Source organism: Pedobacter sp. UYP30 (assembly GCF_040547165.1).
Taxonomy (GTDB): Bacteria; Bacteroidota; Bacteroidia; order Sphingobacteriales; family Sphingobacteriaceae; genus Pedobacter.
On the sequence record NZ_JBEPPD010000007.1, the window covers coordinates 26135 to 49202 of the forward strand.

Consider the following 23068-nt stretch of genomic DNA (forward strand, 5'->3'; position numbering starts at 1 on the left):
GTTAATTTTCTTTTATGGCGGAAATAATTTCTTCTACTGTAGTTGTGGCGCTACCTATATGTTTAATCACAACAGAAGCTGCATAATTCGAAATTCTAGCAGCCTCTTCAACAGTCATGTTTATTGCTATACAATAAGCTAATGTTGCAATTACAGTATCTCCCGCCCCCGTAACATCAAAAACTTCTCTAGCTACTATTGGTATAATTTTATGATAGTTTTCGGCAACAATAGCAATTCCGCTTTCAGAAAGTGTAACTATTAAATAGTTTGCATTGGTATGTGCCAAGACCTTATTTGCGACATTAACTAACTCAGCATCATTATTTATTTTTTCTGTTTTAGCCGCTTCTGCCAATTCTTTTCGATTTGGTTTTATTATAAAAGCGCCACTATATTTTGTGTAGTCAAATCCTTTTGGATCTACAATTACTTTTTTCCCTAATTCCTTACAGTGTTCAATTATTTTTAAGCAAAGGGTGGGGATTAATAATCCTTTATTGTAATCTGAAAGCACTACAATGTCTACAAGTTTAATATATGGCAGTAAGTTAGAAAAAAAATTTTCTTCTGTTAACGCGCTTATTGGGTGCGTATCTTCTCGATCTATTCTAACTATTTGATGGTTGCCTGCAACTACACGCGTTTTAACAGTAGTTTGTCTGGTTTCATCTTTAATTATTAGCGAAGTGTCTATCTGGTTTTTAGTTAAAATGGTCTTTATTTCAGCTCCATAAATATCATTTCCAACTACTCCAGCTAAATAAACTTTTGCTTTAAGTGCAATAAGGTTGCATGCAACATTCGCCGCACCGCCAACAATTTTTGTTTCCTTGCTTGTATTTACAATTGGAACGGGTGCTTCTGGAGATAGTCTATTTGCGCTACCAAATATGTAATGATCAAGCATTAAATCACCGATCACTAATACTTGCGGTGTAGGTTCATTAGCACTCGCTTTAAATAACTTTTCTGCTAGCCTATTCATTTATTTAACAAATATACAGTTAATGGTTTTATAAGATTAATTATTGTTTTTCTTAGTTAGAAAGTAGCTCGAAATCTCATCCGACGAAAAAGTATTTAAGCACTTATCTGCACTAAGCCCACCTTTTCTTGCAGCGAGTATACCGTAATTCATGTCGTAAAAACCTTCGGTACGATGTGCATCTGGATTGATGGAAAGTAAAACGCCTTTCTCTAATGCGTAACGGTGCCACCTCCAATCTAAATCTAACCTTAAAGGATTGGCATTTATTTCTATCACCACTTTATTGGCTGCACAGGCATCTATTACTTTTTTAAAATCGATGGGATAACCTGGTCTGCTTAACAACAATCTACCAGTTGGGTGGCCCAAAATGGTGGTGTAAGGGTTTTCTATGGCCTTAATTAGCCGTGCTGTAGCTTTTTCTTCGTCCATGCGCCAGTTGCTGTGTACAGATGCCACTACAAAATCAAATGTTTTCAAAATTTCTTCGGGATAATCTAATGAACCGTCATTTAAAATATCGCTTTCAATTCCTTTAAAAATTTTAAATGGCAAAAGTTTTTTATTCAGTTCATCTATCTCTTTTTGTTGTGCAAGTACCAGCTCTATGCTTAAACCTTTTGCATAAACGGCTACTTTAGAGTGGTCGCAGATGCCGAAGTAATCCATTTTTAGGTTGTCTTTGCAAAACACAGCCATTTCTTCTAAGGTGTGAACGCCATCGCTCCAAGTAGAGTGATTGTGCAGGCTTCCCCTTAAATCTTTATATTCAATTAATTTTGGAAGTTTTTGAGTTTTTGCAAGTTCAATTTCGTCCAAATTTTCTCGTAATTCGGGTACAATAAAATCTAGCTTAGCAAGCTCATAAATTTCTTCTTCGCTGTTGAAATTTTGCTCGCCGGCCATTTTTAAAACTTGCTCAACATGTTCTGCATTGCCGGTATATTTAAAATAGTTTAAATAAAAAGCAGCTTTTTCTACAACGTATAACTTAATCTTTAATCCAGCTGGAGATGTAGCTGTAAAAAAATCATTATCGGGAACAAATGAAATTTGCTCGAAATTTGGCAGCAAATGCGCTAAGTTTTCTGAATGCTCGGCACCAATTATAATTTCTAATTCATCAACAATTTCGCAACAGCGCCGATATTCCCCAACAACGCCCAATTGTGCATTTTTATCAACGCCAACCAACCAATCTGATAGGCTTGCGCGCAAATCGACAACGATGTGGCTAACCTGTGCGTATAGAAATTTGCCATTTGCGGCGATTTTAAATTCAATGGCCTTTTTAATTTCCTCTTGGGTTTTTAATCCAAATCCCTTGGCTTCGATCAGTCTATTTTCGTTACAGGCATAATACAATTCGCCAAGGTTTTCTATGCCCAAAACATGCCAAATAATGGCTATTTTTTTTGGTCCAATGCCTTTTATCTGTAGCATTTCCATCACGCCTTCGGGTGTTAGCGCAAGCAAATTTTCTAGTTCTTGTAGGTGACCGGTGCTTAAGAGTTCTGTTATTTTCGCCGATAAACTTTTTCCAATGCCAGGTATGGCTTCTATTTCTTCTGACGTTTTATTTTCGAGTGCAAAGGGCAGTTTATCTATTTTGAAATAAGCATTTGCTATAGACTTTATTTTGAAGGGATTTTCGCCGTGTAACTCTAAAAGTTGAGCAAGTAGTTTTAGCGAGCGGGCAATTGTTTTGTTCTCCATGGCGATAAAATTAACAATAATAGTTTTACTGAGATAATATTTTGTATCACACAAAAGGAGAATACGTTTGTTATTCGTGTATGAACGTTTCAAAATATATATGCGTTATTGCTGCGATAGCGCTTGGTGCCTGCAACTCTGCTAAACACGAAAACACCAGTAAAGACTCTATTAAAGCCGTTGCCGATGGGCCTGGGAAAATTTTGGACGAAAAATATCTTGTGGTAGCGGGTAAGTCGATTGGGCAAATTTCTGTTGGCGACAGTTTACAAAAGGTTAACCGCATTTTGGGTAATGCCGATGCTGGCGACGCAGCCATGGGAAAGGCTTGGGCAATTTGGTACACTAAAGACCCAACAACCACTCAAACAAGCGAGTATTGTATTTTTTCTTCTTATAAAGATAGCACCATGAGCAGTAAGGATGTGAAGCAAATACGCGCAACCTCTATTTTATTTAAAACACAAGATGGTTTTGGTGTGGATAGAACTTTCGATGATACAAAGGCAAAATTTGGAGGCTTGAAAAAAGTTTCAAAATATTTAAACGAAAAACAAGATACCATTACCATTTATGATGATGCATCACTTGGTATTGGATTTGAATTTGTGAGGGGGAGGAGTACCGCTATATCTGTGCATCAGCCAAACAAACCAATCCAAAGTGATTATTTAAGTCCAAATCCAAAATGGAAGAAGATTGAATTGAAGCCAGTTATCATCCAAAACTAAATTTATCTCGCTATAGCCGCTTTGCTTAGCCATCTCGCTACTTCAGGCCTAGCAGCAGTTTGGAGGAAAAAATGCCTGAAGCTGCTCTCAGAAGCCGGACACTTTGCAGCTCCGAAAATGATTTGCAGCCGTGGGCGGGGTTAAGAGCGAGGGAAAGGGCCTCGAATCATCGACATTAAACAGCTTGGCGGATTTTTACCCAAAGAGATGCCAGCCTTGATTTTTTGTAAACTTTTTTATCAAGAAAAAAGTTTGAAGCCCGTGCGGCTAGCACAGTGTGAGACAGAGCGGAGGTCTTTTTTTGATAAGGCCGAATGAAACTGTAAATCACTTAACCTCTACCGCAAAAGGCATTCTAGCTTGTATGCCAGTCATGCCCAATACCTTTTTCATTTCCTTATACATGGAATAATTTTCTCCCAATTCTTGTTTGGTGTAATAGGTTTTAATCCGGTCTGTACCTTCTGAAATAAGAGATTTTAGTGGGTCTATCACTTCTGGATACTCTACCACTTTATAGTCTTTTGTTTTTGCTTTTTTAGCAGCGGCAACAATCGCGTCGTTAAAACTACCTATTCTATCTGCTAGGCCAATTTGCACGGCGTCTGTACCAATCCAAACATGGCCGCCACCAATGCTGTCTATATATCCTTTGCTTTTCTTGCGGCCATCGGCCACTCGCTTCACAAAGCCCGCGTAAACCCTATTTAGTTGGCTTTGGATAATGAAGTGTTCGCCGGCGGTCATTGGTCTGTTAACCGACATAATGTCGGCATATTCGCCAGTTTTTACGCCATCAAAGGTTACACCTAATTTGTTGGTCAACAAATTTTGGAAATTTGGAATAATCCCAAAAACGCCTATCGACCCGGTAATGGTATTTGGTTGAACGAAGATACTATCTGCAGCGCAGGCTATGTAATATCCGCCGGAAGCGGCAACGTCTCCAAAAGAGGCGACAACGGGTTTTTCTTTTTTAGCAAGCACAACTTCTCTCCAAATTACATCAGATGCCAAAACACTTCCGCCTCCAGAATTAACCCGTAATACTATTGCTTTAATATCGTCATCTAACCTTGCTTTACGGATGGCTCTAGAAATCCGTTCTGACCCAATTTGTTGGTCAGAACCTTCTCCGCCAACAATATCGCCATTGGCGTAAATGATTGCAACTTCGTTTTTTTCTGATCCTTTAGAAGTATTGTTCTTCGCGTAATCGTTGATAGTGATGCTTTTAACGTTTTCTTCTTTGGTTCTGCCAGATAATTTTTTCAACTCTTCTAACACTTGGTCTTTGTATTCTAAACCGTCAACCAATTTATAGTTTACGGCGTCTTGCGGTGCCCGAATTTTAAATTTGTCGGCTATATTATATAAAGAATCTTTTTGAACATGGCGCGAGGCAGAAATGTCGCCCAAGAAAGTGTTGTACAATCCGTTTAGATAAGCGGTAACTTGTTTGCGGTTATAGTCACTCATTTTATCCAAAATAAAAGGCTCTACGGCACTCTTATAATTTCCAACCCTAATTACTTGCGCTTCAATTCCTAGCTTTTCTAGCGTGCCTTTAAAAAAGGTAAGTTGGCTATTAAAACCTTTAAATTCTAAATCTCCCTCTGGGTTTAGATAAACTTTATCGGCCACAGAGGCAAGATAATAAGCACCTTGGCTGTAAACCTCGCTATAAGCCAATATTTTTTTACCAGATTTTTTAAAGTCGATTAAGGCATTTCTCACTTCTCTTAAGGTGGCCATTCCAGCATTTGGACTGCTCACATTCAAGTAAATGCATTTAATGTTTTCATCTGTCTTTGCTCTTTCAACCGCTTTGATAAAATCACCTAAACCGATGCCGCTTTTTCCTTCGCCACCAAGAATAGGCAACCCTTCGAAAGGATTTTTTGGCGTACGCTCTGTAATGGCTTGGTCTAAGTTTAAATATAGCACAGAATTTTTGCCAACCTCTACTTTTTTATCAGAGTCTATAGATGAAATAGCTACTGCGGCGATGGCAAAAACAACAACTCCAACCAGTATGAGCGAGATAAAAAATCCCAAAATGGAGGCGAACATAAACTTAAAAAATTCTTTCATCTATTGTTTTTTTTATCTTGCGAAGATATAAAAATACACGCAGTTAATATGGATTTAGAGTGCCATACTGTTTATTTGTTACTTGGCAGTAACCTAGGGAATAAGATAGCGCATTTGCAAGAAGCAATGGCGCTCTTGGCTGAAAGAGTGGGGGAGATTTCTGCTCTATCATCTATTTACCAAACTGCTGCTTGGGGTAAAGAAGACCAACCTGCATTTTTAAATATGGCGATAAAAATTAGGACAAGCTTATCGCCTTTAGAAGTGTTGGAAGATGCTTTAGCTATAGAAAAATTGATGGGTCGAGTAAGAAAAGAGCATTGGGGACAGCGGTTGATAGATATTGATCTTTTGCTTTTCGGAGATGAAATTATCGACGAAGGCATAAAACTTCAAGTACCCCATCCACAAATGCAGTTTAGAAATTTTGTGCTCGTTCCGCTAAGCGAAATTGCCGGCGGTGTAATTCATCCCGTGTTAAAATTATCAATTGATGATTTGCGGAAGCAATGCAAAGATCCGCTACCTGCTTACAAGTTATGAGCCTTTTAGAAATTAGCACATTAGGGAAAATTCGTTATCTTTGATAACATGACATCTGTAGAAATCAAAAAAAGAAATTAGCAAGGCTTTGGAGCAAGTTCCAGAAGAACTACTGGTAGATATTTTAGATTTGATAAAAAAGGTTCAGTCAGAAAGGTCTTTAAACGTTACTTTGTCTGCAAATTTCAAAAAAAATTCTGTTTGAATTTAGCGAATTGCTTCATAAACTGGCTCAATGATTTCCATTAGAGAAGTTGAGGTAATTCACAATATTTTGATTGATAAATTTGGAGGTAGCAGGACAATGTCATAAAGTTAAAGAAAAGCTTACGAAATGGTGTCATCCAGAGCTTCCCGAATGGTCGGGACAAGTAGTCGAAGGACAACTATTTTTTAGGTTTTTGATCTATTAAGAGGTCTTCGACAAGCTACCATTGACGATATTACATAAGTTATTTATTATCAGTTAATTAAATCATATCTCATTTTTATTACTCCTTCCTTCAATCTTGTAAAAAATGGCCGCCAACTCTTCCTTACGCTCTCCTAGCCGGAGGGGCGCCCTACTTTTTTCTTGAAAAAAAAGTAGCAAAAACTCAAGGCTGGCACATCTTTGGGTAAAAACTCGCCAAGCTGTTTTACACCGATGCTTCGAGGCCTTTCCCTAGGCTTATTCCCTCGCAAGGCTGCGAATCCTCTTCGTAGCTGAAAGATGTCCGGCTTCTGCAAGCAGCTTCAGGCGTTTTTTCCTCCAAACTGCTGCTAGGCCGATTCCACCGGGCTGGCCATTTAAGCTTAGCCAAAAACGTCATTTATATCGATTTATATGAAATATATTAAACCTCAGACTGACAGTAATTTAGCTTAACTTTATGGCATTGGGTAGTAGGAGCGTTCGGGATATTGGATTACTAGAATCAGCATTGGCGAGACCATTTGCAACTTTCGACGATAACGATCTATATCCAACTGCGGTAGAAAAAGCTTCTGCAATTTTAGAAAGAGTTAAGTTAGGTTATTCAAGACTCGCTCAAATGTGTATTCAGTCAAAAGTGTGCGATTTTTAGCTGAAAGCTGCACACCATACTCCGGTTTACTCTTTTGTGATGGTAAATAGTCACGATCTACAAAAAGGGTATTTGGGGCTAACCAAGTTTGAGATGGTATCAAATAAATTTCAGGCAATTCATCTTGAACAAATAAGACAAGAACTAAACACAAATTTGGCTTCAATTCGAATTTACTTTTTGGCATAAAAACATATTGTGACTTCAATACTGACTTTACCTGAATTTCATAATATTTACCGTTTTTTACAATTACGAAATCGATCCCCTTGTCATCCACTTCCGATGTGTAAACGTCAAAGCCATATTGAGTAAATTCCATCTTAGCAAAATATTCTGCATATCTTCCTAATTGAGAGCTTTTTAAATTATTCCAATTGTTTTTTTTCATAGGAGATTGTGTTTCGACCAAATCTTTTAATCTTGTCAACAAAGCTAAGATTGACCCATTTTTAAATAAGGTTATTAGCGATCCATCGACAGATTTATCTTGCCTAATTGCGTATGTTAGCAGTTTAATAATATAGAGGATGTCTTTCTCGTCTACATCGGGACAACCATTATTCAGAAATTCAGAACCTTCCTTCCATGAGGAACAATCGTCAAATTTTATAACTAAGTTTAAATCGTAGCAGTAATCTCTAAAATTAGTGACCACCGAAGATGCCGAGAAGCCACCATAAATTGTTATATTGTCAATCTTGCCCAAAAGCATATCTCCAAAATTTCTCTCCTTTTCAATTTCTTTAATTATAGAAAAAAGACGGTTAAATCTTTCCCGAGGCAGGGAATATATATAAGGCAGAATATTTTCGAGAGTTAATGGGAATGTCATTTCTAATTCTAAATGCGTAAGCTATGAAACTGCAGGCTTTCTTCTAAAATAAATACTCGAAAAAATTAGATAAAGTAGCAGTACAAATGGTATTGCTACAAATTGTAATGCAACAATTAGCGCAATAGAGCAGATTAAGAAAATGTATTTTAAACTGTTTGCAGACCATGCCAAGCTCTTAAATTTAAGGGAAAACAGCTTAAACTCACTAACAAGTAGGTAAGATGTTACCGCAATAATGCCAATAAGCAATAACGATGACTCTATAACAGATGGGTAATCAACGGCAATAAAAGGAAGCGAACATATAAAAAAGGTGTTCATCGGCGTGTTTAACCCAATGAAATCTTCTGTTTGTCGCTCGTCGTTGTTAAATTTCGCCAATCGCAAGGCTGAGAAAACGGTAATCAAAAAGCCCAAATAGGGGAGGAATGCAGAACTATAATCGCTTTGCTTTAACAACTGAAACATGATAACTCCGGGCAATACGCCAAAACTTACCACATCGGCCAAAGAATCTAAATCTTTGCCAATTAGGGAATTAGATTTTAATAACCTAGCCGTCATGCCATCAAAAAAATCGAATATCCCCGATAGGATAACAAAATAGGCCGCCGTTTGCAACGCTCCCAACTCTCCTTTAAATGCAAAAGCAATTCCTATACAGCCAGAAAAAAGGTTGGCACAGGTAATTGCATTTGGAATGTGTTTTTTCATAAGGTTGGAGGTTGGAGGTTAGAGGTTAGAGGTTTTGAAGTTCAGTTGATTATAAAATCTACCAGAAACCTTTAGCCTCAAACCTTTTACCTTTTTGCCTTAAATTAACTATTCATCGAAATCAAAAACTCCTCGTTGGTTTTTGTACCCTTAATTTGTCGTTGTACAAACTCCATAGCTTCTTGGCTATTCATATCTGCCAAGTGGTTGCGCAGTATCCAAACTCTTTGCAGCGTATCTCTGTCGTGCAATAAATCATCTCTACGTGTGCTAGAAGCGGTAATGTCTATGGCAGGGAAGATGCGTTTGTTTGATAATTTACGATCTAACTGCAGCTCCATATTTCCTGTTCCTTTAAACTCTTCGAAAATCACCTCATCCATTTTAGAGCCTGTATCTGTTAATGCAGTAGCTAAAATGGTAAGCGATCCACCGTTTTCTATGTTTCTGGCCGCACCAAAAAAGCGTTTTGGTTTGTGTAACGCGTTGGCATCTACACCACCAGATAGAATTTTACCACTGGCAGGCGCTGTTGTGTTGTACGCACGAGCCAAGCGGGTGATAGAATCAAGCAAGATAACCACATCGTGGCCGCTTTCTACCAAGCGTTTTGCTTTTTCTAATACAATGTTTGCAATTTTTACATGGCGTTCTGCAGGTTCGTCGAAGGTAGATGCAACTACTTCTGCACGTACACTGCGGGCCATATCTGTAACCTCTTCTGGGCGCTCATCAATTAAAAGGATAATTAAATAAACTTCTGGATGGTTCTTGGCGATTGCATTCGCAACTTCTTTTAACAAATTGGTTTTACCAGTTTTTGGCTGCGCAACAATCAATCCACGTTGTCCTTTACCAATCGGGGTAAATAAATCCATTATCCGAGTAGAAAAATTATTGGTGTCGGTAAATAGATTTAAGCGTTCTGTAGGAAAAAGAGGGGTAAGGTAATCGAAAGGAACACGGTCTCTAACCTCTGCCGGTAATTTTCCATTAATGGTTTCAACCCTAACCAACGGAAAATATTTTTCTCCTTCTTTTGGTGGTCTGATGCTACCGTTAACCGTATCTCCTGTTTTTAAACCAAACAATTTAATTTGCGATTGCGATACGTAAATATCATCTGGAGAAGTGAGGTAATTGTAATCGGCAGAGCGTAAAAAACCATAGCCATCAGGCATAATTTCTAACACACCTTCATTGGTGATCACGTTTTCGAAATCTAAATTAGAATAGCTGTTCTCATTTTTTTGATGATGGTCGCTGCTGTTGTGTTTTTGGCGATTTTCATCGCGAGGAGCTTTTTCTTTTGGATTTTTCTGAATCGGCTTGTTCCTAGGTTGAGGAACTTCTTTACTCTCTTCAATGAGCTCGGAAATAGGTTTTAAACCTTCAGTTTTTGCAGGAGTTTCTGGCTCAGCCGGTGCTGTGCGAGTGTTTGGTTCGTCGAACAATGTAACAGATTCTTTTTTAGGATTTACATTGTTGGGAACTGCGTCTTTTTTAACCCTTGCGCGTTTCTTAACGGTTCTGTCTCCGTCGGTTTCTGCTATTTCAGCGGTTTCAACGCTTCCTACACTATCAGTTATTTCTGGAGTTTCTGCTATTTCAGCGGCTTGAGCCATTTTTTTAGCTTTGGTTACTTTGGTGGTTTTCGGTTTCGCAGCGACCGCAGTGAATGCTTCAGCCTGGTTGTCGGAACCATCTCCGTCGGATAAGCCTTTTGCTAACTCTTGTTGATGCAACAAGGCTTCCACAAGATCTATTTTTCTCAAAGTATCGGCTCCTTCTAAGCCGTAGTTTTCTGCAAGCGTCCGTAAGTCTGCGGTAAGCTTATCATTTAGTTCTGTTTTGCTAAACATTATAAGTTGTGTATTTCAGGAAATTTTTGTGCTAATTATTTCAATAAAGTAAGCCTAGAACTCTTTTTGGTTCTGAATTTAACTTTAGATATTTTGGTGATTTCTGATAAATTTAAAGGAAAAAAAAATTTAAAATTCTTTTTGGCAAACAGCACTACGAGAGATTTAGCACGGTTTTAATATTGAATAACTGCATTAATTAATGCGTAAAAAAGAATAACAAAAATAGTTTTGATAAGTTTTTATGGGATATTCAGATACTCTACCGAGAATTATGCTGCAATTTTATGTATTTACATTGTAATCTGCAAGAGAAATTTAATTTAATTTAATTTTTATTTTAAATCCAAGTCTTAAATCAGTCCAATTTTCTGTTAAAATTTTTGATATTTGCAGCTAATACCTAGCAAATGACCAAACAACAGCTTTTCGCCCAAATCAAATTAAAACGCAGCTTTCTTTGCGTTGGCTTGGATCCTGATCTAGATAAAATACCAAAACACCTGCTTCGTTATAACAATCCAATTTTAGAATTTAACAAGCAGATTATAGCAGCCACAGCCGATGTTTGCATTGCCTATAAGCCAAATACGGCTTTTTATGAGTGTTGTGGCTTGCCCGGTTGGGAAGCCCTGATCGAAACATGTAAGCTTATTCCGGATGAAATTTTTACCATAGCAGATGCAAAGCGCGGCGATATTGGCAATACCTCGACAAAATATGCCCAGACTTTTTTTAATGGAGGTGCTTCGCCGATGGATTTCGACGCGGTAACTGTTGCGCCATATATGGGAAGTGATTCTGTTTTGCCTTTTTTAAACTTTAAAAACAAATGGGTAATACTCCTTGCGCTAACCTCTAACGAAGGACATAAAGACTTTCAATTACAACAAATTGGAGAAGAAAAACTTTTCGAGATGGTGCTTAAAAGTTCTCTTGCTTGGGGAAGTGATGAGCAATTGATGTACGTAGTTGGCGCTACCAGAGGAAAGCTTTTTGAAGAGGTAAGAAAGATTATTCCCAAGCATTTTTTACTTGTGCCAGGCGTTGGCGCGCAGGGAGGTAGTTTGCAAGACGTTTGTAAATACGGCCTAAACGACCAATGTGGGTTGTTGGTAAATTCATCTCGCGGAATAATTTACGCCAGTAAAGGCGAAGATTTTGCCGAGAAAGCAAGAGAAGCTGCACTTGAAATTCAACTGGAGATGGAGCAAATTTTAATAAAACGAGGGCTCGTTGGTTAACCAACACAAATGTTTGTCCTGCCAATAGCTTAATCTAAATTATAATGAAGGCGACTGTAAATGTTTTTGTTATCACTATGCCCTAAAGCACGTTTCGGCCTCAGAAGTTTCTATCCTAACTTATTTTAATACGGTTATCGCTATTTTTTTGGGATGGCTGGTATTGAATGAAAAGGTGAATTTAGACCTTGTTTTCGCCACCATTCTTATTGTTGCAGGAGTGATGATTACCAATTATAAAAAGAAGGCAATCACTTAACATTCTGTGAGAGAAAGTCATGGGTAGCTGAAAACTTTCACTTAAACTATGGATGAAGTTATGCGAAAAGCGTTGCCATCACGACCTTACACCTTCCGCCCTCAACCTTTTACCTTTCTTAATCTCGCATCTCATAAAAAAATACTACCTTCAAGGTATGGGTTTTCCAGAAGAATTTTTACATTACGTTTGGCGCTTTAAGTCTTTTGATTTTAGCAACTTGCGTTGTACCGACGAAACCCCGCTTTCTATTTTAAATGTTGGCTTATTGAACCAACATTCTGGGCCCGATTTTAGTCAGGGGAAAATTCAGATTGCAGATACCATTTGGGTAGGAAATATAGAAATTCACCTTAAATCTTCAGATTGGTTGAGGCATAACCATCAGATTGACCCAGCTTATGACAATGTTATTCTGCATGTAGTTTTTGAGCACGATGCAGAAATAGAACGAAAAGACGGAACATTGTTGCCCGTTTTGGAGCTGAAAGGCCGCATTGCGCCAAGTTTGATAGAGCGTTATGCCGATTTGTGTTTAAATCTAAACTCTTTTCCATGTTCAGCGCAAATAGGATCGATTGATAAATTCATTGTAGATGCCTTTTTATCGCGCACGGTAATAGAACGGTTCGAACAAAAAGCAGAACTGTTAAGCAAATCTCTTGCACAATTAAACGGCAATTGGGACGAAGCATTTTATCATTCTCTTGCGGGGAATTTTGGCTTTAAAGTAAATGCACTTCCGTTCGAACTCTTTGCTAAATCGCTGCCTCAACAAATTTATGCCAAGCACAAAGAAAATCCGCTGCAGATTGAAGCGTTGGTTTTTGGCACTGCCGGTTTCTTAAACGACATCTTTACAGAAGAATATCCACAAAAGCTGAAAAGAGAATTTGAATTTTTAAAAAAGAAATACAATTTGGCGCCCCTGCAGCCAGGCATTTGGAAGTTTATGCGCATGCGGCCACAAAATTTCCCAACCATTAGGCTTGCACAATTTGCAGCCCTTATTTTAAAGACGAACCACCTTTTTTCTAAGATATTAAACATTAAAGACCCAACAGCATTGCGCACGTTATTTGAGGGTCTGCCTGTAAATCCTTATTGGAAAACCCATTACCATTTTAAGAAAGAAGCTGTTGCCGTTAGCACACAAATTGGTCGTTCATCGATAGATAATGTTTTGTTAAATACCGTGGCACTTTTTTTGTTTGCTTACGGAAAGTATACTGATACAGGTGCTTATGTGCATAGGGCAATTAAATTATTAGAACAATTGCCGGCAGAAAATAATGCGATCACTACTTCGTTTATAAATGCAGGAGTGCAATTAGAGCACGCTTTTGCGTCGCAAGGCGCCATTCAATTAAAAAAAACATACTGCGAGGAAAAAAAATGCTTACTTTGTGGTATCGGGATTAAAATTTTAAAGCAAACATAGCATGTTTCAAAAGATAGTCACTTATTTCGAAAAACAAAGTTTTGGCGTCTCTACTTATCTGGCAAACAAGTTTGACATGAGTACGGCAAAGGTTCGGTTGTTTTTTATCTATTCTTCCTTTTTAGCTGTGGGATTTCCGATCTTGTTCTATTTTTTAGCTGCAGTTGTACTAGATATTCGGCACTATATGCGGCGCATGAGGCTCAGGGTTTTCGAGTAATTTCTTTCTGTTATATCTTTCTTTTCTAGTTAGTCTAAAACTAAAATTAGTTCGAGGTGTATTTCTATTGATTAAAAGAAATTAGCAAATGAAAACATCGCAAGAGGGAAGTACCAACAATTCTCAAGAAGAAAACATTAAAGATTTAAGTGGCAAGGTGGCTGTTGAAAAATTACGAGATTTAGCAGAGGAAGCCGAAACTTGTTTTTTCTGCACCAACATTAAAACAGGAATACCAATTTCTGTTCGTCCTATGGCCATTCAGCAAATAGATGATGAGGGCAACATTTGGTTTATGAGTATGAAGGATAGCAATAAAAATAAAGAAATTGAGGCAGATCCTTTTACAAACCTCATGTTTCAGGCATCTGCACATGCTGGCTTCGTAAATATTTATGGAATTGCAGAAATAAGCAGAGATCAGGCAAAAATTGATAAGATTTGGAATCCCTTGATCAAAACCTGGTTTCAGGGCGGAAAAGATGATCCAAATATTTCGCTTATTAAAGTAGTTCCCTCAGAAGGATATTACTGGGACAACAAACATGGTAACACAATTGCATTTTTAAAAATGGCTGCATCGGCAGTTATTGGTAAAACCATGGATGATAGCGTAGAAGGCAATTTAGGTTTGTAAAAAGTTGTTCGAGAAAAATTTAGCTATTTATCTTCTAGGTAATCGTAGCCTTCTACATCTTCTCTTCTATTGCTTTTAAATGAATCGTCGTCGAACGTGAGCTTTTTGTCAAAAAAGAAACTTTCGGCTTGTATTCTTTTTATAAGATTTCGTACAAGAGAAAGGTCGAAGGTTTCTTTGTTCAGTTTGATGCAATATTCTTTATCGGTTATTTCTAAATAGGAAGTTTCCATATCAACAAAATTTATTTTCAGTAAAAGTAAAAAAGGCTTGGCAATAATTATCGCCAAGCCTTTTAAGTTTTTGTTATGGTTATGTTAATTTAAATCCAAGCTCACTATCCCGAAGGAGGATTGACTATTAATTCTATTGATTCATCTTACCATTGTGTTCACTCAAATAAGTAAGTATTTCTTTCAACCCTTTTGCAGCAACCGATCGGGCAACTACCTTTCCACTAGGATCAATCAATAATGTTGTAGGAAATTCTTGTACTTTATATAATTCAGCCAAGCTTTTTTCCTTGCCATCTCTGCGGTCAAAAAGATGGTTCCATGTCATTTTGTTTTCCTTTATAATGGATATAAGTTTTGCTTTGTCTGATTCTTTATCAAAGGCAATACTAATAAAGTTCACCTTTGATTTATATTCTGCGTATGCTTTTTTTAACTCGGGGATTAATGCTATACACGGAGCGCACCATGATCCCCAAAAATCAATGAGGGTGTACTTACCCTTGAAATTGTCCAACTTAATTTCTTTACCGCTCAATAGATCAAATCCGTCAAAACTTGGGGCTATCGTATTTACCTCCGCACCAGACGAAGCCTTAACTCCCACAAATTTCATTTCTAGGTGATTAGCACCAAACTTCCCGATTTTATAACGGCGGGCTCCCAGATCAATGGTATCTGTCGAACTGTACCGATAGGAACTTCCGCTCACGGTTACCTGAACATTATACTTCGATCCCTTGTAGAGAGAGTCATATCCTAATACTGCAAGTGAATAGGTTTTGTTGCCGAGTTGGATTTCACCCTTTAACACTGGTAAGAGCTTAATTAAGCATACATCAAGTATCTTGGGATTATCCACGGAATATTCAGCGTCAACAAAAAAGGCCCTATATGGGTCGAGCTTCATCTCTACCGTAGTCCCTCGAAGCTGCTGCCCATCAAAATAATCTATCCTGATTGGTATGATTGGATATAGTTTTTCGTCTGAATTCAGATCAAACAAGTATTCCTTATCATCATCGAAATTTCGGTTATTGTTCGCATCTACAATGACATGCTTCTTTCCCTCCGCATCAATTCCAGTTAATATATAAATGTTGTTCCGAGGTATTTTTTTTTTGAGCACAAAACTCGTATCTGCCCTGTACCTCGCAACGAATGCTTTATAACCTGCCATCGTCGATTTCCCCTCGAGTACATGTTCATAGATTGCTTGCATGGCATTATAAGAGGTTATTCTAAGGGACCATTTATTAAATTTATGAAAGGGGATATCCTCGTAAATGGTGGTGTCAATAATCTTCTTGGTTGCTGAAAATTCTTCTAAATTTCCATTGACAGATAGACCGACATCAATTTGTTGGGCATTAACTGACGAATTGAAGCCAGTCAAAAGCAGCAAGGATAAGGTCTTAAAAAGATTTTTCATATAGTATTATGTTTTGGTTAAAAAAAGTGCTACTCAATACCTCCATCATTGTAGATTGGTTGTCCAGTTATTCAATATTTTGGCCACATTATTTTACAGACTCTATTTCTTTAATCATGAGTGGATTAACTGGCCGTGGAGCGTTAAAGCTTTTGATAGCTCCCTCTTTGTTCAATATCAAATATCTAGGAATGGAGTTGATCCTTAAATATTTGGCATATAGCGATGAGAAATCACCATCTACGCGGTAGGCGTCATCCATAATTCCATATTCCTGAGCTACAGACTTCATTGCGTCATAAGCCTTCTCTCTATCCAAAGCTAGGTAAATAAATTGGACGCCATTTTTCTCGAAATTTTCAACTTCGGTTTTACTCTCCCTCATTGCATCTTTGCATGGGCCGCACCAACTTGCCCAATTGTCTATAACAATTTTTTTTCCCTTGTATTTACTAAGGAGTTCGCCCAATGTCGTTTTAGTGCCATCAGCCGCTTGCAGCACATTGTTTAGAATCTCTTTTGGGAAAGGCTTGTTCAGTTTAGTGAAATTATCATACGCAACGCTAGCAAAAAAGTAATATTCAGGATCTTTTAAAGTTGTCCCAATGCTATTTATCCAATTCTTAACATGGTTTTCGTTTTCCTCATTTACGGCTAAACTATTCGTTACTTTGATGTAGAACATATTGCTCAGCAAGTATTCTCTGAGAACTCCTCTAAAATAGTTATTTATCAAAAAGGTCTTATCTTTAAAATAGTCACTTTCATTAGCTTGATACAATTTATATAAAGCATTAACTGCCTGAATCATACCATAGGTGTATCTCCTTGAACGCATTAAAAGCGAATGTGTGTTTTTGAAAGATTTTCTGAAATAGTGATTTAAAATATCTGTTTTACTGATACTTATCTTTTTTTTGATCAGTGCATTTAAACCACTATTGAGAAGAAAATATTGCTGGCTTTTCTCCTCTTCTATTAAAATCTCGTTTAGTAGGGGGTTTTTAAAGTTTTTGCAATAATTATATATCTTATTTGCCTCGGCAGTATAATTGTCCTCAATATTTTTAATTAATTGATCTTGGCTAATTGAGGTTCCAACAACAGCCAGCATGTTTTTTAAATTCTCTCTTTGATGAAGTTTTAAAATATAGTTGTAATTTTCTGCGTGTTTGCCGTAAAATTTTATTTGCTCATAGTCAACATTTTTAGTGCTCTTTATGTTAACGCTTAATCTATCTCCTGTAGTTAATAAGACCTGCCGGCTCCTGCCTTCTGGTACGTTTAAGATTGCTAAAATTTGTTTATCTAAGCTATCAATAACGACTCTATAGATGCTGTCATTTAAAATCTCAATCTTAGAAACTTTGATATTGGTTTGTACTTCTGATTGAAATAATTTTGGTGTTATAGTAAAGTTTAATTTGAATCTATTTTTCGTGTGGTCGGTAACTTTGATTACAATTGAGTTTTGGGCTAAAACAACTGATGGAAATAAGAGTAAAACCAGTAAATTTTTAAGGATGCTGTTCATTGTAGAAAACTTAGTTAAGTATTGTTTTAATTGATTTAAAAACAAAGATTGCTCATTATTGCCTTGGTTGTTTTATTGCTTATTAGCCAAGGAAGCTAAAGTTGTTTTTATCGAAGCCTTCGCCGGCAACGTTTTCAAATCAGCGTCAGCCCAATCTCATCTACAGAAGACTAAAAACTAAGTTAATGAAAATTTAGTGTTTCTCCTAAGGTTTTTTGCTCGAATGCGTCTTTTTTCTTTAGCGTAATAGTAAGCTAATCAGAAGGTTTTAGCTACAATTGGTTTTTTTTTTAATAGAAATAAAAAAAGGCTTGGCAATAATTATCGCCAAGCCTTTTAAGTTTTTGTTATGCTTATGTTAAGAGAACCAATTCATCACTTCTTCTTTCGATGGCATGGTAAGCTCTAGTTTTAATTTTTTGCGCATTCCGCCCAAGTCGTTAAATACTTTATTGGGATTTGCTGCTTTCAATTCTTCAATGGTGTTGATGTTCATTTTACGCAACACTTGCACCCATTCTGCAGCAACGCCAACTTTTATAAAATCTTCGTCGGTAGTTACTTTTATTTTTTTCTCTGGCCGCATTTGTGGGAAGAACAAAACTTCTTGTATGGTGCTTTGGTTGGTCATCAGCATCACCAATCTGTCAATTCCTACTCCAAGTCCAGATGTTGGGGGCATTCCATATTCTAAAGCTCTTAAAAAATCTTCATCCATCGCCATGGCTTCATCATCGCCTCTGTCTGCTAGTTTTAATTGTCCTACCAGCCTTTCTTTTTGGTCGATCGGATCGTTTAACTCTGAGTAAGCATTGGCAATTTCTTTTCCATTTACAAAAAGTTCGAAACGTTCTACCAATCCTTCTTCGGTACGATGCATTTTTGCCAAAGGCGTCATTTCTACAGGATAATCTGTAATGTAGGTGGGTTGTATGAGGTTTGCTTCTACCTTTTCACTAAAAATCTCATCAATCAATTTCCCACGACCCATTGTAGTATTTGTTTCGATAGCTAAGTCTTTGCAAGTTTTTAGCAATTCCTCTTCCGTCATTTTCGAAACATTAATGCCAGTGTATTTCTCGATAGATTGGTACATGGTCAACTTTTCATAAGGCCCTTCGAAATTGATTTCGTTTTTGCCCACTTTAACTACAGCCGAGCCATTTGTAGCAATCGCCACTTTCTCCAAGCATTCCTCAACCATGGCCATCATCCAGATATAGTCTTTGTAGGCCACATAAATTTCCATGGCCGTATATTCTGGATTATGTGTTCTGTCCATGCCTTCATTGCGGAACATTTTGCCAAACTCATAGACTCCATCAAAGCCTGCTACAATGAGTCTTTTTAGGTATAATTCGTTGGCTATGCGTAAAAATAACGGCATATCTAACGTATTGTGATGCGTAGCGAATGGTCGGGCGGCCGCGCCACCGTGTATAGGTTGCAATATTGGCGTTTCTACTTCCATCCAACCTTGGCTATCAAAATAGTTGCGCATGGTATTAATTACCTTGCTACGCTTGATGAAAATATCTTTAAAATCAGGATTTACAGTCAGATCTACATAGCGCATTCTATAGCGCATTTCTGGGTCTGTAAAGCCATCGTAAATGTTTCCATCTTCATCGCGTTTTACAACTGGCAAAGGTTTTAAGGCTTTTGCCAAGATAGTTAAGGATGTTACATGGACAGATATTTCGCCGGTTTGGGTGGTAAATACATAACCGGTTATTCCGATGAAGTCGCCAAGATCTAAAAGTTTTTTAAATACGGTGTTGTATAAGGTCTTATCTTCATCAGGACAAAGGTCATCACGTTTTATATAGAGTTGAATTCTGCCAGAAGAATCTTGAATTTCTGCAAAAGAGGCATTACCCATAATTCGGCGCGACATAATTCTGCCAGCCATTTTTACCGTTTTATAGGCAGTTTTATCTTTCTCGTAATTGGTATGTATATCTGCTGCAAAGGTATCTACATCAAAAAGTTCTGCAGGGTAGGGGTTAATGCCTAGTTCGCGAAGTTGCTTTAAAGAATCTCTACGTAAAATTTCTTGTTCTGATAATCCTGTACTCATGTTGAATGGTAGTTTTTTGCAAAACTAATCATTTTTGAATGTTAAATTAGAAAATTGGAAAAATAGAATCCGCTAAGGAATCGTTATGTTGAGCGCGCGCCTGTCCCGATTTGCACTTCGGGAAAACATCTCACAAATCGGTTTTTATCACGTGTTGGACATAGTATGTGAGATGCTTCCTTTGTCAGCAGGACGTGCGTGGTGGAGGGGTTGGGGCAATGTCATTAACTTAAAGAAATCGTTTGTCCGTCAGAGCCTGTCGAAGACCTTAAAAAAATCCAAAAACCAATAAAATGGTTGTCCTTCGACTACCTGTCCCGACCATTCGGGAAGCTCTGGATGACACCATTTTATTGGTTTATCCTTAAGTTAATGACATTAGGGGTAGCGCCGGGCTCTCGTACGGTCGTCATGTTGAGCGCCGCGAAACATCTCACAAGCAATGTTATGCATGTTGCCTTTTCCTAAAATGTGAGATGTCTCCTATCGTGACGGATCGTGTAAAAAAACTATTCCTCCTTTAAAAAATCTACATTCCGTTTTAAACCTGCAAACTTGGTGCGTTTAACTGGCGAATCTTTAAAAACCTTTTTAAAAACATCTTCGGTTATCTCTGTAAGGTCTTGCGCAGATAATTCTAACAAACCGTGCTGCGCATTAAATCTATCTTCGGTATGTGGTTTAGAAAATCTATTCCATGGGCAAACATCCTGACAAATATCACATCCAAATGCCCAGTTTTCCATTTGTCCTTTAAACTGTGTGGGGATTTGATTTTTAAGTTCTATCGTTAAATACGATATACATTTGCTGCTGTCTATGGTTTGAGGTGCGATAATCGCCTCGGTCGGGCAGGCGTCTATACATTTAGTGCAGGTGCCGCAGTAATCTGTAGCGAAAGGAACATCATAATCTAGTTCTAAATCTACAATCAGCTCTGCTAAAAAGAAAAAAGAGCCGCTTTGTTTGCTGATGATATTTGCATTTTTCCCCACCCAGCCTAAACCAGCCTTTTTTGCCCATGCCCGATCTAAAACTGGAGCCGAATCTACAAAAGCTCTACCACCGACTTCGCCAATGTTTTCTTGTATAGCTTGCAGCAATAGTTTTAGTTTTTCCTTAATGACATAATGATAATCTTCGCCGTAGGCATATTTAGAAATTTTTGCTGCGCTAGGATCTTGTTGTTGCTTTTCGGGAAAATAGTTTAGGGATAGCGATATTACAGATTTGGCTCCATCTACCAACAAACGCGGATCTAATCGCTTATCGAAATAGTTTTCCATATAGCTCATTTGCCCATGACGACCATTTGAAAGCCACTTTTCCAATCGCGGAGCTTCTTCCTCTAAAAAGCCAGCCTTTGCAATACCACATTGCATAAAGCCCAATTTTGTGGCTTCTTCCTTAATAAAATCGCTGTGTTTTTTTAAAAGGCTGTGCATTTGATGCAAAGATAGCGCTTAAATTGTAAAACATTTCTAAGCCATTTGTTGTTAACTATTTCAAAACAAACTTTTACAAACCTTGTTTAAAACAACATTTTAAACATATTTTTTCTAAAACTTAATCAAATGGAAAATATAAATCCTGAACACATAGAGGGGCAAGAACCTTCGAAACCAATTGAAACCAGCTACGAAGATCATAAAGCAGATCCCGGGCCTGGAAAACCAGCGATAACCGAGAAAGATAAAAACGGGGCTAGCAAAGCAATGATGTGGGTTATTCCAATACTTGTAATTGCGCTGCTGGTATATTGGTTTTTGATGAGAAAATAGAATATTTTTTTATAAAAAAACCAAAAAAACCACAAAGAGCACAAGGAAAAGGCACAGAGGACACAAAGAGAAAGATAAACAATTCTTCGTGTGCTTTGTGAAAAGCTCCGTGGTCTTTGTGGTTAAAAAAACTACTTTAATAATTTTACTTCATAAAGGTCTGTTCTTCTGTCCTTTAAAATCCTTACTGTGCCGTAGTGGTGTAATTCGTCCAACAAATGGAGGTCGACATCTACCACAAGCATCATTTCTGTGTTCGGTGTAGTTTCTGCTTTTACCGCATTTGTTGGAAAAGCAAAATCAGACGGTGTGAAAACCGCCGATTGTGCAAACTGGATGTCCATGTTGTTTACTTTGGGTAGGTTACCTACGCATCCTGCAATAGCCACATAGCATTCATTTTCTATCGCTCTAGCTTGGGCACAATGCCTTACCCTGGTGTAGCCATTTTGCGTGTCGGTTAAAAATGGAACAAATAGAATTTGCATGCCTTGCTCTGCGTAAATTCTACTCAGCTCTGGGAATTCTACATCATAACAAATCAATATGCCTACTTTGCCGCAATCGGTATCAAAAACCTTAACTTTATCGCCGCCCACCATGCCGTAATATTTTTGCTCGTTCGGGGTAATGTGGATCTTGCAAAATTCATCTATTTTTCCCGTTCTATGGCATAAATAGGTTGCATTATACAATTTTCCATCGCGCAACAGCGGCATGCTGCCAGAAATAATGTTTACATTATAACTTAATGCATATTCGTGCATCTTATCTACAATCTCTTGCGTTTTTTCGGCAAGCTTACGCATGGCCTCAATTTCTGGCAAATGATTATAGGGTTGTAGGAGTGGAGTATTAAACAACTCGGGAAAGAGGATAAAGTCTGACTGATATCCGCTTACCGCATCCACAAAAAACTCTACTTGTTCGTAAAAAGTTTCCATGTCTGGAAACAAACGCATTTGCCACTGCACCAAACCCAACCTAATGTTCATTGCAGAACGTGCAGATGCATCAATTCCTTGATAATAAATGTTGTTCCATTCTATAAGTGTGGCGAAGTCCTTTGATTCATGATCGCCCGGAAGGTAGTTTTTAAGCACCTTACGTACATGAAAATCGTTCGAAATTTGGAAAGTTAGCGTTGGGTCGTAAATTTCTTTCGCCTTAACCTTATCAATGTATTGCCTTGGGGTTAATGTTTCGGCATGTTCATGATAACCTGGAATTCTGCCCCCAGCAATAATACTTTTCAAATTTAAAGTTTCGCAAAGTTCTTTTCTGGCTTCATACAACCTTCTGCCAAGTCTTAATCCGCGAAAATCAGGGTGTACAAAAACCTCTATTCCATAAAGCGTATCGCCGGTCGCATCGTGGGTAGAAAAAGAAAAATCTCCCGTAATCAGTTTATAGGTGTGTCTATCTCCATACTCATCATAATCTACAATGATGGTAAGTGCACAAGCAACAACTTTATCATCAACTGCGATGCAAAGCTGCCCCTCTGGAAAGATCTTTAATAATTTTGCTATGTTATTCTTACTCCAAACTTGGCCACCAAGGGTATCATAAGCTTGTAGCATCGATTCTCTTAAATCGCCGTAGTCATCTAGTGTTAACTTTCTTATCTCTATATTCATATTTTTTTTAC

General features: G+C 37.7%; 19 protein-coding genes and 1 pseudogene. 8 read left to right on the forward strand and 12 right to left on the reverse strand.

Annotation, left to right across the window (positions count from 1 at the left end; all coding sequences use genetic code 11):
- Window position 1 precedes the first annotated feature (1 nt).
- Window positions 2-988, reverse strand: a complete 987-nt coding sequence (rfaE1, locus tag ABIB40_RS09790; RefSeq protein ID WP_354358484.1) for a D-glycero-beta-D-manno-heptose-7-phosphate kinase — start codon at window positions 986-988, stop codon at window positions 2-4.
- Between the two features lie 36 nt (window positions 989-1024).
- Window positions 1025-2707 (reverse strand): helix-hairpin-helix domain-containing protein, encoded by a 1683-nt coding sequence (locus tag ABIB40_RS09795; RefSeq protein WP_354358486.1) that lies wholly within the window; start codon window positions 2705-2707, stop codon window positions 1025-1027.
- Window positions 2708-2787: 80 nt separating this feature from the next.
- Between ABIB40_RS09795 and ABIB40_RS09800 the strand changes: the two genes are divergently transcribed.
- Complete coding sequence (locus tag ABIB40_RS09800; protein ID WP_354358488.1) at window positions 2788-3438, forward strand: hypothetical protein; 651 nt, start codon at window positions 2788-2790, stop codon at window positions 3436-3438.
- Between the two features lie 327 nt (window positions 3439-3765).
- Here the strand turns inward: ABIB40_RS09800 and sppA are convergent, their stop codons facing one another.
- Window positions 3766-5532, reverse strand: a complete 1767-nt coding sequence (sppA, locus tag ABIB40_RS09805) for a signal peptide peptidase SppA (RefSeq protein WP_354358490.1) — start codon at window positions 5530-5532, stop codon at window positions 3766-3768.
- A gap of 48 nt (window positions 5533-5580) precedes the next feature.
- On the opposite strand from sppA, the gene folK reads away from it, so the two are divergent.
- Window positions 5581-6075: a 2-amino-4-hydroxy-6-hydroxymethyldihydropteridine diphosphokinase gene (gene folK / locus ABIB40_RS09810; protein WP_354358492.1), complete on the forward strand. Its 495-nt coding sequence runs from the start codon at window positions 5581-5583 to the stop codon at window positions 6073-6075.
- Between the two features lie 1005 nt (window positions 6076-7080).
- Here folK and ABIB40_RS09815 read toward each other — a convergent pair.
- The 3 genes from ABIB40_RS09815 to rho all read right to left on the reverse strand — a co-directional run bounded on the left by ABIB40_RS09815 (window position 7081) and on the right by rho (window position 10556).
- Window positions 7081-7977, reverse strand: coding sequence for a DUF6508 domain-containing protein (locus ABIB40_RS09815; protein ID WP_354358494.1), 897 nt, complete (start codon window positions 7975-7977; stop codon window positions 7081-7083).
- 21 nt (window positions 7978-7998) lie between these two features.
- Entirely contained in the window at window positions 7999-8694 is a 696-nt protein-coding gene (locus ABIB40_RS09820; RefSeq protein WP_354358496.1) for a CDP-alcohol phosphatidyltransferase family protein, read from the reverse strand.
- A 104-nt stretch (window positions 8695-8798) separates the two neighbouring features.
- A complete protein-coding gene (rho, locus tag ABIB40_RS09825) occupies window positions 8799-10556 on the reverse strand; it encodes a transcription termination factor Rho (protein ID WP_354358498.1) in 1758 nt (585 codons plus the stop codon).
- A gap of 410 nt (window positions 10557-10966) precedes the next feature.
- Between rho and pyrF the strand changes: the two genes are divergently transcribed.
- From pyrF to ABIB40_RS09845, 5 genes and pseudogenes are all read left to right on the forward strand, one after another.
- Window positions 10967-11800, forward strand: a complete 834-nt coding sequence (gene pyrF, locus ABIB40_RS09830) for an orotidine-5'-phosphate decarboxylase (RefSeq protein ID WP_354358500.1) — start codon at window positions 10967-10969, stop codon at window positions 11798-11800.
- 76 nt (window positions 11801-11876) lie between these two features.
- Window positions 11877-12059, forward strand: a pseudogene (locus tag ABIB40_RS09835) (EamA family transporter); the annotation flags it as partial.
- A gap of 52 nt (window positions 12060-12111) precedes the next feature.
- Window positions 12112-13500, forward strand: a complete 1389-nt coding sequence (locus ABIB40_RS09840) for a DUF2851 family protein (protein ID WP_354358502.1) — start codon at window positions 12112-12114, stop codon at window positions 13498-13500.
- Window position 13501: 1 nt separating this feature from the next.
- Entirely contained in the window at window positions 13502-13720 is a 219-nt protein-coding gene (locus ABIB40_RS20720) for a PspC domain-containing protein (RefSeq protein WP_502931057.1), read from the forward strand.
- An 88-nt stretch (window positions 13721-13808) separates the two neighbouring features.
- On the forward strand, window positions 13809-14357 hold the full coding sequence (locus tag ABIB40_RS09845) for a pyridoxamine 5'-phosphate oxidase family protein (protein ID WP_354358504.1): 549 nt from the start codon (window positions 13809-13811) through the stop codon (window positions 14355-14357).
- 23 nt (window positions 14358-14380) lie between these two features.
- Here ABIB40_RS09845 and ABIB40_RS09850 read toward each other — a convergent pair whose 3' ends face one another.
- From ABIB40_RS09850 to queG, 5 genes are all read right to left on the reverse strand, one after another.
- Complete coding sequence (locus ABIB40_RS09850) at window positions 14381-14590, reverse strand: hypothetical protein (protein ID WP_354358506.1); 210 nt, start codon at window positions 14588-14590, stop codon at window positions 14381-14383.
- 133 nt (window positions 14591-14723) lie between these two features.
- Complete coding sequence (locus tag ABIB40_RS09855; protein ID WP_354358508.1) at window positions 14724-15986, reverse strand: TlpA family protein disulfide reductase; 1263 nt, start codon at window positions 15984-15986, stop codon at window positions 14724-14726.
- Between the two features lie 124 nt (window positions 15987-16110).
- Window positions 16111-17556: a TlpA family protein disulfide reductase gene (locus tag ABIB40_RS09860; RefSeq protein ID WP_354358510.1), complete on the reverse strand. Its 1446-nt coding sequence runs from the start codon at window positions 17554-17556 to the stop codon at window positions 16111-16113.
- Window positions 17557-17914: 358 nt separating this feature from the next.
- Entirely contained in the window at window positions 17915-19636 is a 1722-nt protein-coding gene (lysS, locus tag ABIB40_RS09865) for a lysine--tRNA ligase (protein ID WP_354358511.1), read from the reverse strand.
- A 509-nt stretch (window positions 19637-20145) separates the two neighbouring features.
- Window positions 20146-21081: a tRNA epoxyqueuosine(34) reductase QueG gene (gene queG, locus ABIB40_RS09870; protein ID WP_354358513.1), complete on the reverse strand. Its 936-nt coding sequence runs from the start codon at window positions 21079-21081 to the stop codon at window positions 20146-20148.
- Between the two features lie 129 nt (window positions 21082-21210).
- Here queG and ABIB40_RS09875 point away from each other — a divergent pair, with 129 nt between their 5' ends.
- Window positions 21211-21417, forward strand: coding sequence for a hypothetical protein (locus ABIB40_RS09875; protein ID WP_354358515.1), 207 nt, complete (start codon window positions 21211-21213; stop codon window positions 21415-21417).
- A gap of 131 nt (window positions 21418-21548) precedes the next feature.
- Here the strand turns inward: ABIB40_RS09875 and ABIB40_RS09880 are convergent, their stop codons facing one another.
- A complete protein-coding gene (locus ABIB40_RS09880; RefSeq protein ID WP_354358517.1) occupies window positions 21549-23057 on the reverse strand; it encodes a GNAT family N-acetyltransferase in 1509 nt (502 codons plus the stop codon).
- Window positions 23058-23068 lie beyond the last annotated feature (11 nt).

Coding starts and splice junctions, on each gene's coding strand:
- ABIB40_RS09820 (WP_354358496.1), bottom strand. CDS start 8,694: ATGAAAAAACACATTCCAAATGCAATTACCTGTGCCAACCTTTTTTCT.
- ABIB40_RS09795 (WP_354358486.1), bottom strand. CDS start 2,707: ATGGAGAACAAAACAATTGCCCGCTCGCTAAAACTACTTGCTCAACTT.
- ABIB40_RS09840 (WP_354358502.1), top strand. CDS start 12,112: ATGAAGTTATGCGAAAAGCGTTGCCATCACGACCTTACACCTTCCGCC.
- ABIB40_RS09880 (WP_354358517.1), bottom strand. CDS start 23,057: ATGAATATAGAGATAAGAAAGTTAACACTAGATGACTACGGCGATTTA.
- ABIB40_RS09875 (WP_354358515.1), top strand. CDS start 21,211: ATGGAAAATATAAATCCTGAACACATAGAGGGGCAAGAACCTTCGAAA.
- rho (WP_354358498.1), bottom strand. CDS start 10,556: ATGTTTAGCAAAACAGAACTAAATGATAAGCTTACCGCAGACTTACGG.
- queG (WP_354358513.1), bottom strand. CDS start 21,081: ATGCACAGCCTTTTAAAAAAACACAGCGATTTTATTAAGGAAGAAGCC.
- folK (WP_354358492.1), top strand. CDS start 5,581: ATGGATTTAGAGTGCCATACTGTTTATTTGTTACTTGGCAGTAACCTA.
- rfaE1 (WP_354358484.1), bottom strand. CDS start 988: ATGAATAGGCTAGCAGAAAAGTTATTTAAAGCGAGTGCTAATGAACCT.
- ABIB40_RS09815 (WP_354358494.1), bottom strand. CDS start 7,977: ATGACATTCCCATTAACTCTCGAAAATATTCTGCCTTATATATATTCC.
- ABIB40_RS09845 (WP_354358504.1), top strand. CDS start 13,809: ATGAAAACATCGCAAGAGGGAAGTACCAACAATTCTCAAGAAGAAAAC.
- ABIB40_RS09800 (WP_354358488.1), top strand. CDS start 2,788: ATGAACGTTTCAAAATATATATGCGTTATTGCTGCGATAGCGCTTGGT.
- pyrF (WP_354358500.1), top strand. CDS start 10,967: ATGACCAAACAACAGCTTTTCGCCCAAATCAAATTAAAACGCAGCTTT.
- ABIB40_RS09860 (WP_354358510.1), bottom strand. CDS start 17,556: ATGAACAGCATCCTTAAAAATTTACTGGTTTTACTCTTATTTCCATCA.
- ABIB40_RS20720 (WP_502931057.1), top strand. CDS start 13,502: ATGTTTCAAAAGATAGTCACTTATTTCGAAAAACAAAGTTTTGGCGTC.
- ABIB40_RS09850 (WP_354358506.1), bottom strand. CDS start 14,590: ATGGAAACTTCCTATTTAGAAATAACCGATAAAGAATATTGCATCAAA.
- lysS (WP_354358511.1), bottom strand. CDS start 19,636: ATGAGTACAGGATTATCAGAACAAGAAATTTTACGTAGAGATTCTTTA.
- sppA (WP_354358490.1), bottom strand. CDS start 5,532: ATGAAAGAATTTTTTAAGTTTATGTTCGCCTCCATTTTGGGATTTTTT.